We start from the raw sequence: 13,882 nt of genomic DNA, 5'->3' as shown, positions 1-13,882 counted from the left end.
CGGTCAGAGGCCATCGTCGCCCCCCGCGGCGGCCGGCAGGGCCGCGATCAGATCCCCCGCCAGCATGCCGACGGTGCCCCCCAGTCGCCGCGCCGCGACGCGGCCGGCCGCCGCATGCCAGCCCGCCCCGGTGCGCGCCGCGCCACGCGCGTCCACGCCCTGTCCGCGCAAAGCCGCGATCACGCCGGTCAGCGCATCGCCACAGCCGGGGGTGGCCATCCCCGGATGGCCGTCGGTGACACAGTCGTACGGTCCGTCATCGGTGTCGGCGATCAGCGTCCCCGCCCCCTTGAGCAGCACGGTGCCGCCAAACCGCACGACCAGCTCCCGCAGTCGCCCCGGTCGGTCGACCTCCACCGCCGCGACATCCAGGTTCAGCAGACGCCCGGCCTCGCCGGGATGCGGCGTCAGGACCCAGTCGTTGCTGCGTCGCGGGGTCTGCGCCAGCAGGTTGAGGGCATCGGCATCCACCACCAGCGGGCGGCCGGAATCGGCCGCCGCCAGCCACAGCTCACGCCCCCACGGACCCTGATCCAGCCCTGGCCCGATGGCCACCGCGTCCGCCCGCTCCAGCCAGCGCAGCAGCTCCGGGCCTTCGCTCACCCCGCGCACCATGATCTCGGGGCGGTCACTGCACACGAAGGCCGCATGTTCGGGATGCGTCAGCAGGGTCACGCGCCCGGCTCCGGCACGCAGCGCCGCGGTGGCCGCCAGCCGCCCGGCTCCGGCGAACCCGGGAGCCCCGCCGACGATCATCACGTGGCCCGCATCACCCTTGTGGGCCCCGGGCCGCCGCCGCGGCAGACCCCCCCGCCAGTGCCCGGGACCAATGCGCCACGCCGCCGGTGCGAAGCTCTCCGCCAGCGAATGCGGGAGATCGAGTGTGGCCACGCTGACCGTGCCCGCGCAGTCCACCGCAGCCCCGGTATGCAGTCCGGGCTTGTCGGCAATGAACGTCAGGGTGCGCGTGGCCCGCACCGCACCGCCGCGCAAGGCCCCGCTGTCGGTATCCACCCCCGAGGGCGCATCCGCCGCCAGCACCGCCCGCTCGGCACGGTTCAGCCGCTCGATCACCTCGCCGTAGACATCGGTCAGCGGACGCTGCAGACCGATACCGAACAGCGCATCCACCCACACCTCCGCGGTGGCGGGATCGAACGTCTCCAGCGGGTGGATTTCGCCCCCGCTTTCCTCCCACAGACGCCGGGCCCGCTGCCCGTCCGACTCCTCCCGCGCCCGCGAGGACCCCGCGTGCAGCACGACCTCCAGTCCGGCCGCCCGCGCGCGGCGGGCCAGCACGAAACCGTCGCCGCCGTTGTTGCCGGGCCCGCAGAGCACCCCGACGCGGGTCACCTCCGGCCAGTGTTCGCGCAGATGCTCGAGCAGCGCCGCCCCGGCCCGGTCCATCAGCTCGCCCGGCGCCATCCCGGGCAGGGCCATGGCGGTGGCATCCAGCTCGCGCATGCGCGTGGTGTCAAACAGCCGCTCACCGGGCGCGGGGCTGGCCGGGGACGGGGGTGCGGGGGCATCATTCATGTCCGTTCCTCTCCTTGCTGGCCTGTCGATCGTGCCTGAGCATCCCGACCCGCGCCAATGCGCCGAACTTGCCGACCGCATCCGTCGGTGGGGGCGCGAACTCGGCTTCGCGGAACTGCGCATCGGCCCGGCGCGGGTCCCCGAGGCCGATCGCGGGCACCTGGACGCCTGGCTGGAGCGCGGCTCCCACGGCGACATGCAATGGATGGCCGACCGCGCGCCGCTGCGCCGCGACCCCGGCGCGCTGCTGCCCGGGGTGCAGCGCATCATCAGCGTGCGCATGGATTACTTCCCGCCACGCACCCGCCGTCCGGCTGCCCAGCTGGCGGATCCCGAGGGCGCCTATGTCTCGCGCTATGCCCTGGGCCGTGACTACCACAAACTGCTGCGCAAGCGACTCACCGAACTCGGCCGCCGGATCGAGGCCGAGGCACCGCACGGCTACCGCGCCTTCACCGACAGCGCGCCAGTGCTGGAGAAGGCCCTGGCGCAGCAGGCGGGGCTTGGCTGGATCGGCAAGAACACCAACCTGCTGGCCCGCGGGACCGGCTCGTGGTTCTTCCTCGGTGAACTGTTCACCGATCTGCCGCTGCCGCTCGACCCCGGCCCGGGCGAGGACCACTGCGGGAGCTGTCGCGCCTGCCTGGACGTGTGCCCCACGCAGGCCTTCCGCGGCCCGCACGACCTCGACGCCCGGCGCTGCATCTCCTATCTCACCATCGAGCTGAAAGGCTCGATCCCGGAAGACCTGCGGCCGCTGATCGGCAACCGCATCTACGGCTGTGACGACTGCCAGCTGGTCTGCCCCTGGAACCGCTTCGCCGAGGTCGCGGCCGAACCGGACTTTGTCACCCGCCATGGCCTCGACAGCGCCTCGCTGGTCGAGCTGTTCGCCTGGGACGAGGCGACCTTCCTCGAGCTCACCGCCGGCATGGCGATCCGCCGCATCGGCCACGAACAATGGCTGCGCAACCTGGCCGTGGCGCTCGGCAACGGACCGGCCACCGATCAGGCGCGCGAGGCCCTGGCCGCGCGCGCCGACCACCCGTCACCACTGGTGCGCGAACACGTGGCCTGGGCCCGGGCACGCCTGGACGCACGGGCCGCCGGCCGGCTCGCCGAACCGCCGGCCGTCCCGGTGAAGGCGCTCACTCGCGCGCCGGTGGGTCCGGCCGCACGGCCCGCCAGCATCCCCGCCCCGGAGGGCGGCACCGGACCGCCCCCCGAGGACCCGACGAGCTCCTAAAGGTCGGGCCGAATCCAGACCAGGCTCGCGAGGCGTCCGGTGGTGCCGTCACGACGATAGGAGAAGAACCGGTCCGGGTCGCTGAAGGTGCACTCGCCACCGCCATGCACGGCCACGCCGGCCTGTGCCAGGCGATCGCGCGCCAGCGCCGCCAGGTCCGCCAGCCAGTGCCCGCTGCGTGCGGCCGGCTTGAAAGCGCCGGTCATGTGCGGCTGCACCGCCAGGAACCGCTCGCGCACCTCCGCGCCCACCTCGAAGGCCTCGGGGCCGATCGCCGGCCCCAGCCAGGCCTGCCAGGCCGCCTGCGGGCGGGCCTCGCGCAGCGCCGTCAGCGTGGCCTCCAGGACCCCGTCCACCAGCCCGCGCCAGCCGGCATGCGCCGCCGCCACCGCCTCCCCGCCGGTGCCGGCGAACAGCACCGGCAGGCAGTCGGCCGTCTGCACCGCGCAGACCCGGCCGGGCCGGGTGGTCATCACCGCATCGGCCTCCACCGGCGCGTCGGCGGCGGCCAGTTCTTCCGCGCGCACCACTCGCGTGCCATGCACCTGTGCCGGCCAGTGCAGCTCGGCGCCGGGCACGCCCCGCGCGGCCACCGCCTGCGCCAGACGGCGCCGGTTCCCGGCCACTCGCTGCGGATCGTCCCCGGTATGCAGCGCGAGATTCAGACTGGCCCACACGCCCTCGCTGATCCCGCCGGCACGGGTGGTCTGCAGGGCCCCGACCGCGGGGGCAGCGGGCCAGTCGGGCGTGATCAGGGCCGCGTCCGGCAGCGCGTCAGCGGCGTTCATGCCTGCGCCTCCGCGTGGGCGGCATCCGCGCGCAATACCTCCAGCAACGAGGCGAAATCCGCGGGCAGCGGCGCCTCGAAGGCCTGCGGCTCGCCCGTGGCGGGATGACGGAACTCCAGGCGCGCGGCGTGCAGCGCCTGACGCCGGAATCCGTTCACCGCCTCGCGCGCCGACTCGTCCATCCCGCGCACCGGCCGCGGCCGGCCGCCGTACACCGGGTCGCCCACCAGCGGGTGGCGCAGATGCGCCATGTGCACGCGGATCTGGTGGGTACGCCCGGTCTCCAGGCGCGCGTTCAGCAGGGTGTGGCCACGAAAGCGTTCCACCACCCGGTAGTGCGTGGTCGCCGGCTTGCCCGCCGGGTTCACCGCCATGCGCTTGCGGTCCACCGGATGGCGCCCCACCGGCGCATCCACCGTGCCGCCGGCGATCACCCGGCCGTGGACCAGCGCGCGGTATTCGCGGTGCACGCTGCGTTCCTGCAGCTGACGCACCAGGGCGGTCTGCGCCTGCGCGTTGCGCGCGACGACCATCAGGCCGGTGGTGTCCTTGTCCAGCCGGTGCACGACCCCGGCGCGCGGCAGCACGCCGACCTCGGGCGCGTGATGCAGCAGCGCGTTGACCAGGGTCCCCTGACGATGACCCGCGGCCGGGTGCACCACCAGCCCCGCCGGCTTGTCGATCACCAGCACGTCGGCATCCTCGTACAGGATGTCCAGCTCGATGGGTTCCGGGGCATCCTCCAGCGACGGGGTCTCCGGCGGAATCAGTTCCACCGCCTCGCCACCGCGCACCGGCGTGCGCGGGCGGGGCCGGGCCCCGTCCACCCGCAGGTCGCCGGCCTTCAGCCACTGCACCAGCTGGCTGCGCGAATACTCGGGAAACGCGCGCGCCAGAGCCGCATCCAGGCGCTGCCCGGCCTCTTCCTCGGGCAGGGTTGCCCGGCGTGGTTCGCTCATGCCCTCACCCTCCGGAGGCAGGCCGCGTCAATGTTCGTCAATGGTGTAGAATCCGGATTTCATCCGCGCACAACGGTTCGCAACGAGGTTTCCGTGCTCCCAGTTTCCGCCCTGCCACGCCTGTTCGTCATCCTGATTGTGGCCCTGCTCCTGGCCGGCTGCGAAGGCTGGCGCGCCGATCCCACGGCCGGCTGGTCGGCCAGCCAGCTCTACAGCGAGGCCAAATCCGCCCTGGACAGCGGCAACTACAGCCAGGCCGTGGAATACTACGAGCTGCTGGAGGCCCGCTATCCGTTCGGACGCTTTGCCCAGCAGGCGCAGATCGAGATCCCTTACGCGTATTACAAGGCCGGCGAACCGGAACCGGCGCTCGCCGCGGTGGACCGCTTCGAGCAGCTCAACCCGCGTCATCCGAACCTCGATTACGCCTACTACCTGCGCGGACTGATCAACTTCAACCGCGACCAGGGCTTCCTCAGCAACGTGTTCCCGATGGATCCCACCGAGATGGACCAGGGCCCGCTGATGGACGCCTACGAGGACTTCGACCGGCTGATCCGCACCTTCCCGGACAGCCCGTACAGCGCCGACGCGCATCCGCGCATGGTGTTCATCCTCAACACCCTGGCCGCCAATGAGCTGCGCATCGCCGAATTCTACATGGAGCGCACCGCCTGGGTGGCCGCCGCCGAACGCGCGCGCCACGTGCTGGCGACCTACCCCAACGCCGACGTGACACCGCAGGCGCTGTCGGTGCTGTACCACTCCTATCGCGAGCTGGGTCTGGATGACCACGCCGACGCGACCCTGAGCGTGCTGGAACTGAACGATGCCGAGGCCGCGGTGGCGGTGCGCGGCGGCGAGCACCTGTCGGTGGAAGTGGAACGCGGCGGCCTGTGGCGCGCCTTCGAGCGCCTGCCGTTCTTCAACTGAACGGCGGCGCCCCGCGACAGACGGCTCGTCAGAGGGCCTCGCTGCCCTCCTCGCCGGTGCGGATGCGCACCACACGATCCATGTCGGAGACGAAGATCTTGCCGTCTCCGATCTTGCCGGTGCGCGAAGCCTTCACGACCGCGTCGATGCAGGCATCCACGCGGTCATCGTCCACCACCAGCTCCAGCTTCACCTTGGGCAGGAAGTCGACCACGTACTCGGCCCCGCGATAGAGCTCGGTGTGACCCTTCTGTCGGCCGAAGCCCTGGACCTCGGTGGCGGTCATCCCGGCGATGCCCATCTCGGTCAGGGCCTCGCGGACGTCTTCCAGCTTGAACGGCTTGATGATCGCCTCGATCTTCTTCATGCGAATCCCCCGGTCTGCGCCCGCGTCCGCGGGCGAATCGTGTGCGGTTGAGTGTACCAGACCACCGGCCTCATTCCGGACGGTAGCCGGAGGTGACGGGATAGCGGCGATCGCGGCCGAAGGCGCGCGGGCTGACCCGCACCCCGGGGGCGCCCTGACGGCGCTTGTACTCGGCCCGCAGCACCATGCGCGCGACCCGCTCCACGGTCTCGCGCTCGAAACCGCGCGCCACGATGTCCGCCACCGAGGCCTCCTCTTCCACGAAGGCCTCCAGGATCGCGTCCAGCACGGGATAGGGCGGCAACGAGTCGGTATCCTCCTGCCCCGGCGCCAGCTCGGCGCTGGGCGGGCGTTCGATCACGCGCGCGGGAATCGCCTCGCCAAGGGTGTTGCGCCAGCGCGCCAGGCGCCAGACCCACTGCTTGGACACGTCCTTCAGCGGGGCGAAGCCACCGTTCATGTCGCCGTACAGCGTGGCATACCCGACCGCCAGCTCGCTCTTGTTGCCGGTGGCCAGCAGCATGCGGCCGGTGCGGTTGGACAGGCCCATCAGGACCACCCCGCGCGAGCGGGACTGCAGGTTCTCCTCGGTCACGTCGCCGGGTGGCGGCGGTACCGAGGCCAGCGCACCGTCGAGCCCGCCGAGAAACGCCTGCACCATCGGCTCGATCGCCACCTCGTGGTAATCCAGCCCCAGGGTTTCGGCCTGGGCGCGGGCATCCTCGACCGACATCGACGCGGTATAGCGATAGGGCATCATCACCGCGGTGACCCGCTCCGGGCCCAGGGCATCGGTGGCCAGGGCCGCCGTCAGCCCGGAGTCGATGCCGCCGGACAGCCCCAGGATCACGCCGGGGAAACCGTTCTTGTCGACGTAGTCACGGATGCCGGTGACCAGCGCGGCGTAGAGATCCGCGACTTCCGCATCCGCGGCGTGCGCGGAACTGTCGGCCTCGGATACCGCCGCCGGCGCGGGCGGCAGCGGCGACACCCCTTCGGGCGCCACGGCCACGGGCCGGGGCCGTCCGGCGTCACCGGCCTCCAGCTCGACCAGCGCCAGCCCCTCCTGCCAGGGGTCGAGCAGGGCCTGCGGCGAGCCCTCGGGACCGGGGTGCAGAAAGCTGCGGCCATCGAACACCAGTTCGTCCTGGCCGCCCACCTGATTCACGTAGAGCACCGGGCACCCGGTCTCGGCGACCCGCGCGGCCACCACCGCAGAACGCTCCGCCGGCTTGCCGCGATGGAACGGCGAGGCATTCAGATTGAGCAGCACGTCGGCCCCGGCGATGCGGGCATGCGCCGCCGGGGCCGGCTGCCAGATGTCCTCGCAGACCGTGACGCCCAGGCGCCAGCCACCCAGCTGGACCACGCAGGGCTCGTGCCCGGCATGGAAGTAGCGCACCTCGTCGAACACCGAGTAGTTGGGCAGGATGTGCTTGGCGTAGCTCGCGTGGATCGCACCGTTGCGCAGCCACACCGCGGCATTGGCCAGGCCTTCCTCAGTGCGCCGCGGGGCGCCCACCAGCAGGTCGATGCCGATGCTCACATCGGCCAGCCGCTCGAGCGCCGCGTCCACCGCATCCAGGAACGCGGGCCGCAGCAGCAGATCCTCGGGCGGATACCCGGTCAGCGCCAGCTCGGGGAACACCACCAGATGGGCCCCGGCCGCACGCGCCTGCTGCACGAACTCGCGCATCCGCCGCTCATTGGACTCCAGCGCCCCCACCACGGGGTTGAACTGGGCCAGGGCGATGCGTGGCGCTTGGGCAGTCATGTTCGAAGTGCGGGGATCAGCGACCGGAGACGCCCAGGGCCTGCTGCATGGCCTGGCCCAGTTCCGCCGGGCTCTCGGCCACCACGGCACCGGCGCCACGCAGGGCGTCCATCTTCTGCGCGGCGGTCCCCTGCCCGCCGGCGATGATCGCCCCGGCATGCCCCATGCGCCGCCCCGGCGGGGCCGTGGCCCCGGCGATGTAGGCGGCCACCGGCTTGTCGAATTCCTCACGGATGTAGCGCGCCGCGCGTTCCTCGGCGTCACCACCGATCTCGCCGACCATCAGTACGCCGTCGGTCTCGGGGTCCTCGCGGAACATCCGCAGGCAGTCGACGAAATCCAGCCCCTGGATGGGATCGCCGCCGATGCCCACGCAGGTGCTCTGCCCCAGCCCCAGCGCGGTGGTCTGGTGCACGGCCTCGTAGGTCAGCGTGCCCGAGCGCGAGATGATGCCGATGCGCCCGCGGCTGTGGATGTAGCCGGGCATGATCCCCACCTTGCAGGCCTCCGGGGTGATGATCCCCGGGCAGTTGGGGCCGATCAGGCGGGTGCCGGTATCGGCCAGCATCTGCTTGACCCGCACCATGTCCTGCACCGGGATGCCCTCGGTGATGCACACCGCCAGTTCGATCCCGGCATCGGCCGCCTCGCAGATGGCATCGGCGGCGAACGGTGCCGGCACGTAGATCATGCTGACCGTGGCGCCGGTGGCCGCCACCGCATCGGCCACGGTGTCGAACACCGGGCGATCGAGATGGGTCTGCCCGCCCTTGCCCGGGGTCACCCCGCCCACCAGGCGGGTACCGTAGGCGATGGCCTGCTCGGAATGGAAGCTGCCCTGCTTGCCGGTAAAGCCCTGGCAGATCACCCGGGTGTCGCGGTCGACCAGGATACTCATGCGGCGGCCTCCACCACGGCGCGCGCGGCCGCGTCCAGATCGGCGGCCGGGATCACGTCCAGGCCGGAATTCGCCAGGGCCTCGCGGCCCTGCTCGGCGTTGGTCCCCTCCAGACGCACCACTACCGGCACGTCCACCTGCACCTCGCGGATCGCGGCGATGATCCCCTCGGCGATCAGGTCGCAGCGCACGATGCCGCCGAAGATGTTCACCAGCACCGCCTGCACCGAGTCATCGGACAGGATCAGCTTGAAGGCGGCGGTCACCCGTTCCACGGTGGTTCCGCCGCCCACGTCGAGGAAGTTGGCCGGCTCGCCGCCGTGGTGCTGGATCAGGTCCATGGTCGCCATCGCCAGACCGGCGCCATTGACCATGCAGCCGATGGAGCCGTCCAGCGGGATGTAGTTGAGGTCGTGCTCGCGGGCGCGCTCCTCGGAGGGGTCGCGCTGGTTCGGATCGCGCAGCTCGACCAGCGCCGCCTGCCGGTAGGCGGCGGAGTCGTCCAGACTCAGCTTGGCATCCAGGGCCAGCAGCTCGCCGTCCCCGGTCTGCACCAGCGGGTTGATCTCCAGCAGCTGGGCATCCGTGCGGGTGAACAGGGCATGGGTGTTGGTCGCCAGCTGGGCCATCGCCTTCGCGGCCGCGCCCTCCAGCCCCAGGGCCGCGGCGATGCGCCGGCCGTGGAACGGCATGATCCCGGTCGCCGGGTGCACCGGCAGGGTCAGGATCGCCTCCGGGCGCTCGGCGGCCAGGGTCTCGATGTCCATGCCGCCCTCGGCGGAGACCACGAAGGTCAGGCACTCCCGCGAGCGATCAACCAGCAGGGCAAAGTAGAACTCGCGTGCGATGTCGGCCGCCGGTTCCAGCAGCACCCGCTCCACCGGCTGCCCCTCGGGCGCGTTCTGGTCAGTCACCAGACGCGTGCCGAGCATGTCGGCCGCCGCATCCCGCGCGGCCTCGGCGTCCTCCACCAGGGTCACCCCGCCGGCCTTGCCGCGACCGCCGCTGTGCACCTGCGCCTTGACCAGCGCACGCCCCCCGCCCAGCTCGCGCCAGGCTTGCGCGGCAGCGTCCGCCGTGTCGACGACCCGGCCCTCGGGCACCGGGATCCCGGCGTCGCGAAACGCCGCCTTGGCCTGAAATTCGTGCAGATTCATGGCGGCGAGGATAGCGGCGCGCCACCGTGGCGACAACTGCCGGGACCCGCAGCGGGCGGGTGGCCGGATCGGGTAGACTGCGCGGCTTCACGCATACCCGCGACGATGCCGCATGACCCTGGCCCTGTTCGATCTCGACAATACCCTGCTCGCCGGCGACAGCGATCACGCCTGGAACGAGACCCTGATCGCCCGTGGGGCGGTGGACCGCGAGTCCTTTGCCGCGGGGAATGATCGGTTCTACGAGCAGTACCTGGCCGGCACGCTGGACATCTTCGAGTTCTGCCGCTTCGCCTTCGCCCCGCTGGCGGAGCAGCCCCGCGAGCGGCTGGAGGCGTGGCGCGAGGCCTTCATGCAGGAGGTCATCGAGCCGATGATCGCACCGGCCGCCCACGCGCTGCTGCAGCGCCACCGCGAGGCCGGCGACGAGCTGGTGATCATCACGGCGACCAACCAGTTCGTCACCGCCCCGATCGCGCAGCGCCTGGGGGTACCGAATCTGCTGGCCACCATCGCCGAGGAACGCGACGGCCGCTTTACCGGCGAGGTCGCCGGCACGCCCTGCTTTCAGCATGGCAAGGTGGATCGTCTGCACGCCTTCCTCGCCGACCACCACGACGATCCCGACGCGGTGATGGCGCAGGCCTGTTTCTACAGCGACTCGCGCAACGACATCCCGCTGCTGGAACGGGTGGGCCGGCCGGTGGCCGTGGACCCGGACCCGACCCTGGACGCACACGCCCGGGAACAGGGGTGGGAACGCCTGACCCTGCGGGCCGGGGCGCAGCCGGTCGCACTGGACTGAGGCCGCCGCCCGCCCGGGCAGGCCGTCAGGCCGGGTTGAACACGCCGTCCAGCGCGGCCAGACGCTGGCCCGCCGGGGTCAGGGCGCGGCCGGCCTCGTTCATCGCCGCGCGCCAGCCGGCGATCAGCTCGGGCAGGGCCTCGACCACCTGACGGCGCCGCAGCCGCCCGGTGCCGGACATCGGCCACATCGGCCGGTAGTCGCAGTTGTCGGCCGCATCGCAGACCATCACGCCCCATTCGCACCGGGTCACGTCGTGCTCGTGTTCGCGCACCACGATGCGGTAGGCCCCTTCGGCGTTCATGTCCGCCATGCCCACCCCGGGCCCGACGTGCTCCACCTGCAGTTCGGCGGCGATCGCGTTCAGCTCCGCCTCCAGCGCCTGCAGGGCGTTGTCCGCCGCGGCGGTCAGCCCCGACTCTCCGCGCGCCACCGCCAGCAGCGGCTGCGCCTGTTCCACATCGAACTCCGTGCTCATGCTGCGTACACTCCCCTGCTGAAATGGCATGCCCCGGTCCGCGGGGCGCGCGAACCATAGCACGGGAGACCGCGAGATGACCCATCCCCCCATCGCCCTGACCATTGCCGGTTCGGACCCCGGGGGCGGCGCCGGCCTGCAGGCGGACCTGACGACCTTCACCCGGCTGGGGGTGCACGGGGCCACGGCGGTCACCGCCATCACCGTGCAGGACACCCGCAACGTGATCGACTTCAGCGTGCTGCCGGCCGCCCGGCTGCGCGCGCAGATCGAGGCCACGCTGGCGGACCTGGACGTGGGTGCGATCAAGATCGGCATGCTCGGCTCGGTGGAGAACGTGGAAACCGCCGCCGCGCTGCTGGGCGCGCACCCGCATATCCCGGCGGTGCTCGACCCGGTGATGGTCGCCGGCGGCGGGGGCGAACTGGCGACCGAAGCGGTGATCGACGCGACCCGCGAGATCCTGCTCCCGCGCGCCACCCTGATCACCCCCAACGGTCCGGAGGCGCACGCTCTGGCCGGGCATGACACCCCGGAGCGCCAGGGCCCGGCCCTGCGCGAACGCGGCGCGCGCAACGTGCTGATCACCGGTGGCCACGAGGGCGGCGAGGACGAGCCGATCCGCAACCGGCTGTTCCGCGAGGACGGTCACCAGCGGATGTTCGAACTGCCGCGTCACCCGGCCGGTTTCCACGGTTCCGGCTGCACCCTGGCCGCGGCCATCGCCGCCTTCCTCGCCCGCGGGCGCGACCTGGAACCGGCGGTGATCGAGGCACAGAACTTCATGAACCACGCGGTGCAGACCGGCTACGCCCCCGGACAGGGGCAGCACGTGCCCAACCGCCTGTGCCCGACCGGCCATGACTGAAGCCACGACCGAGCCGGTAGCCGAGCGCGCGCCCCTGCGCGGGCTGTATTTCGTCACGCCCGCCCCGCCGCCCGGGGCCGATCCGCTGCCGGCCCACACCGACGCGGCCGCCGCCGCACTGGCCGGCGGGGCCTGCTGCGTCCAGCTGCGCGACAAATACCTGGAAGGGGAAGCACAGGAGACCGTGGCACGGGCGCTCGCCCGGCTCTGCCACGACCACGGGGCGTATTTCATCGTCAACGACGACGTGGAGCTGGCCGCGCGCATCGGCGCCGACGGGGTGCACCTGGGGCGCGACGACCCCGACCCGGCCGGCGCCCGCGCCCGTCTGGGGGACGCGGCGGTGATCGGCGTTTCCTGCTACAACGAGCTGGCGCGCGCGCGGGCGGCGCAGGCGGCCGGGGCCGATTACGTCGCCTTCGGCTCGATGTTTCCGTCACCGACCAAGCCGGAGGCGGTACGGGCCACGCCGGAACTGATCCGCCAGGCCCGGCGCGAACTCGCCGTGGCGATCTGCGCGATCGGCGGCATTACCGCGGACAACGCCGCGCAGGTGGTGGCCGCCGGCGCCGACATGGTCGCGGTGATCCAGGGCATCAGCGCCGCCCCCGACCCCGAGGCCGCCGCCCGCCGCATCGCCACGCTATTTCAAACGACCTAGCCCCGGTCATACCCCTCTTTGCACCGCCGCCGCCCCGTCGCTATGGTTGCGGGGTTGCACGGTCGGGGTCGCGGTCGCGGCCCCGACCCCGCTCCCAACTCCCATTGCAGACAGGACACCGCCATGCAGGAAACGCTTCGCCTCTTTGAAGCCGCCAAAAACCGGATCCCCGGCGGCGTGAACTCCCCGGTACGCGCCTTCAAGGGCGTCGGCGGGACCCCCATCTTCATGGACCGCGCCAACGGCGCCTACATGTGGGATGCCGACGGCAAGCGCTATATCGACTACATCGGCTCCTGGGGTCCGATGGTCGCCGGGCACGCCCACCCCGAGGTGATCGAGGCCGTGCGCGAGGCCTGCAACAACGGCCTGTCCTTCGGCTGCCCGACGCGGCTGGAAAGCGAGATGGCCGAGAAGATGTGCGAGCTGGTCCCGTCCATGGACATGGTGCGCATGACCAACTCGGGCTCCGAGGCGACCATGAGCGCGATCCGCCTGGCGCGCGGCTATACCGGCCGCGACCGCATCGTGAAGTTCGAGGGCAACTACCACGGCCACGGCGATTCCCTGCTGGTGAAGGCCGGCTCCGGCGCCCTGACCCTCGGCCAGCCGAGCTCGCCCGGCGTGCCGGCCGAACTGGCGGCGCTGACCAGCACGCTCAGCTACAACGACCCCGAGGGCGTGCGCGAGTTCTTCCGCGAGAAGGGCGAGGAGGTCGCCTGCATCATCGTCGAGCCGATCGCCGGGAACATGAACTGCATCCCGCCGGTGCCGGGCTTCCTCGAGACCCTGCGCGAGGTGTGCGACGAATACGGCACGGTGCTGATCTTCGACGAGGTGATGACCGGTTTCCGCGTGTCCGCGAATTGCGCCCAGGGCTATCTGGGCGTCACCCCGGACCTGACCACCCTGGGCAAGATCATCGGCGGCGGCATGCCGGTGGGCGCCTTCGGCGGCCGCCGCGAGATCATGGAGCAGCTGTCCCCGCTGGGGCCGATCTATCAGGCCGGTACCCTGTCCGGGAACCCGATCGCGATGACCGCCGGGATCCGCACCCTGGACATCCTCAGCCGCCCGGGCTTCCATCAGGACCTGGAGGAACGCACGCGCAAGGTCGTCGCGGGCTTCGAGGAGGCCGCGCGCGAGGCCGGCGTGGCCCTGACCACCAATCAGGTCCCGGGCATGTTCGGGCTGTTCTTCAGCGAGGAGAAGGTCACCGATTTCGCCGGCACCACCGCCAGCGACACCGCGGCCTTCGGGCGCTTCTTCCACGCGATGCTGGAAGAAGGGGTCTATCTCGCGCCCTCGGCCTTCGAGGCCGGTTTCATGTCCAGCGCGCACTCCGACGCGGACATCGAGGCCACCGTCGAGGCCGCACGCAAGTGCTTCAAGGCGCTGGACGCCTGAGCGTC

The 13,882-nt window shown here is 71.7% G+C and carries 14 protein-coding genes; 6 read left to right on the top strand and 8 right to left on the bottom strand.

Annotated elements, in window-relative coordinates; translation table 11 throughout:
• Positions 1-3 precede the first annotated feature (3 nt).
• Positions 4-1,536 carry a bifunctional ADP-dependent NAD(P)H-hydrate dehydratase/NAD(P)H-hydrate epimerase gene (locus tag F790_RS0105915; RefSeq protein WP_019591099.1) on the bottom strand — a complete coding sequence of 511 codons (1,533 nt, stop codon included), beginning with the start codon at positions 1,534-1,536 and terminating at the stop codon, positions 4-6.
• Here F790_RS0105915 and queG point away from each other — a divergent pair.
• Complete coding sequence (queG, locus tag F790_RS0105910) at positions 1,535-2,782, top strand: tRNA epoxyqueuosine(34) reductase QueG (protein WP_019591098.1); 1,248 nt, start codon at positions 1,535-1,537, stop codon at positions 2,780-2,782. The two genes, F790_RS0105915 and queG, sit on opposite strands and share 2 nt — an antisense overlap.
• Here queG and pgeF read toward each other — a convergent pair.
• Both pgeF and rluD read right to left on the bottom strand, forming a co-directional pair.
• Positions 2,779-3,570, bottom strand: coding sequence for a peptidoglycan editing factor PgeF (gene pgeF / locus F790_RS0105905; protein ID WP_019591097.1), 792 nt, complete (start codon positions 3,568-3,570; stop codon positions 2,779-2,781). The genes queG and pgeF overlap by 4 nt on opposite strands.
• On the bottom strand, positions 3,567-4,529 hold the full coding sequence (gene rluD, locus F790_RS0105900) for a 23S rRNA pseudouridine(1911/1915/1917) synthase RluD (RefSeq protein ID WP_019591096.1): 963 nt from the start codon (positions 4,527-4,529) through the stop codon (positions 3,567-3,569). Before rluD ends, pgeF begins: the two co-directional genes overlap by 4 nt.
• Positions 4,530-4,559: 30 nt before the next feature.
• On the opposite strand from rluD, the gene F790_RS0105895 reads away from it, so the two are divergent.
• Positions 4,560-5,462 (top strand): outer membrane protein assembly factor BamD, encoded by a 903-nt coding sequence (locus F790_RS0105895; protein ID WP_019591095.1) that lies wholly within the window; start codon positions 4,560-4,562, stop codon positions 5,460-5,462.
• Positions 5,463-5,490: 28 nt separating this feature from the next.
• Here the strand turns inward: F790_RS0105895 and F790_RS0105890 are convergent, their stop codons facing one another.
• From F790_RS0105890 to sucC, 4 genes are all read right to left on the bottom strand, one after another.
• The gene (locus tag F790_RS0105890; RefSeq protein WP_019591094.1) at positions 5,491-5,829 is read right to left on the bottom strand and encodes a P-II family nitrogen regulator; all 339 of its coding nucleotides are present in this window, start codon (positions 5,827-5,829) and stop codon (positions 5,491-5,493) included.
• Positions 5,830-5,899: 70 nt separating this feature from the next.
• Positions 5,900-7,603 carry an NAD+ synthase gene (locus F790_RS0105885; protein ID WP_026332869.1) on the bottom strand — a complete coding sequence of 568 codons (1,704 nt, stop codon included), beginning with the start codon at positions 7,601-7,603 and terminating at the stop codon, positions 5,900-5,902.
• Between the two features lie 16 nt (positions 7,604-7,619).
• The gene (gene sucD / locus F790_RS0105880) at positions 7,620-8,501 is read right to left on the bottom strand and encodes a succinate--CoA ligase subunit alpha (protein ID WP_019591092.1); all 882 of its coding nucleotides are present in this window, start codon (positions 8,499-8,501) and stop codon (positions 7,620-7,622) included.
• Positions 8,498-9,658, bottom strand: coding sequence for an ADP-forming succinate--CoA ligase subunit beta (gene sucC / locus F790_RS0105875; protein WP_019589781.1), 1,161 nt, complete (start codon positions 9,656-9,658; stop codon positions 8,498-8,500). The genes sucD and sucC overlap by 4 nt, the downstream gene beginning before the upstream one ends.
• A gap of 112 nt (positions 9,659-9,770) precedes the next feature.
• Here sucC and F790_RS0105870 point away from each other — a divergent pair, with 112 nt between their 5' ends.
• On the top strand, positions 9,771-10,463 hold the full coding sequence (locus F790_RS0105870; protein ID WP_018870366.1) for an HAD family phosphatase: 693 nt from the start codon (positions 9,771-9,773) through the stop codon (positions 10,461-10,463).
• A 25-nt stretch (positions 10,464-10,488) separates the two neighbouring features.
• Here the strand turns inward: F790_RS0105870 and F790_RS0105865 are convergent, their stop codons facing one another.
• A complete protein-coding gene (locus F790_RS0105865) occupies positions 10,489-10,941 on the bottom strand; it encodes a hypothetical protein (RefSeq protein ID WP_018870367.1) in 453 nt (150 codons plus the stop codon).
• Between the two features lie 76 nt (positions 10,942-11,017).
• Between F790_RS0105865 and thiD the strand changes: the two genes are divergently transcribed.
• The 3 genes from thiD to hemL all read left to right on the top strand — a co-directional run bounded on the left by thiD (position 11,018) and on the right by hemL (position 13,877).
• Positions 11,018-11,809, top strand: coding sequence for a bifunctional hydroxymethylpyrimidine kinase/phosphomethylpyrimidine kinase (thiD, locus tag F790_RS0105860; protein ID WP_018870368.1), 792 nt, complete (start codon positions 11,018-11,020; stop codon positions 11,807-11,809).
• Positions 11,802-12,470: a thiamine phosphate synthase gene (thiE, locus tag F790_RS0105855; protein ID WP_019591091.1), complete on the top strand. Its 669-nt coding sequence runs from the start codon at positions 11,802-11,804 to the stop codon at positions 12,468-12,470. The genes thiD and thiE overlap by 8 nt, the downstream gene beginning before the upstream one ends.
• A gap of 123 nt (positions 12,471-12,593) precedes the next feature.
• The gene (gene hemL / locus F790_RS0105850; protein WP_018870370.1) at positions 12,594-13,877 is read left to right on the top strand and encodes a glutamate-1-semialdehyde 2,1-aminomutase; all 1,284 of its coding nucleotides are present in this window, start codon (positions 12,594-12,596) and stop codon (positions 13,875-13,877) included.
• Positions 13,878-13,882: the final 5 nt, after the last annotated feature.

It is taken from the genome of Thioalkalivibrio sp. ALE20 (assembly GCF_000381405.1).
Classification (GTDB): domain Bacteria; phylum Pseudomonadota; class Gammaproteobacteria; order Ectothiorhodospirales; family Ectothiorhodospiraceae; genus Thioalkalivibrio.
Note: the sequence above shows the minus strand (reverse complement) of the source record. Positions and strands in the feature narration are given on the sequence as shown.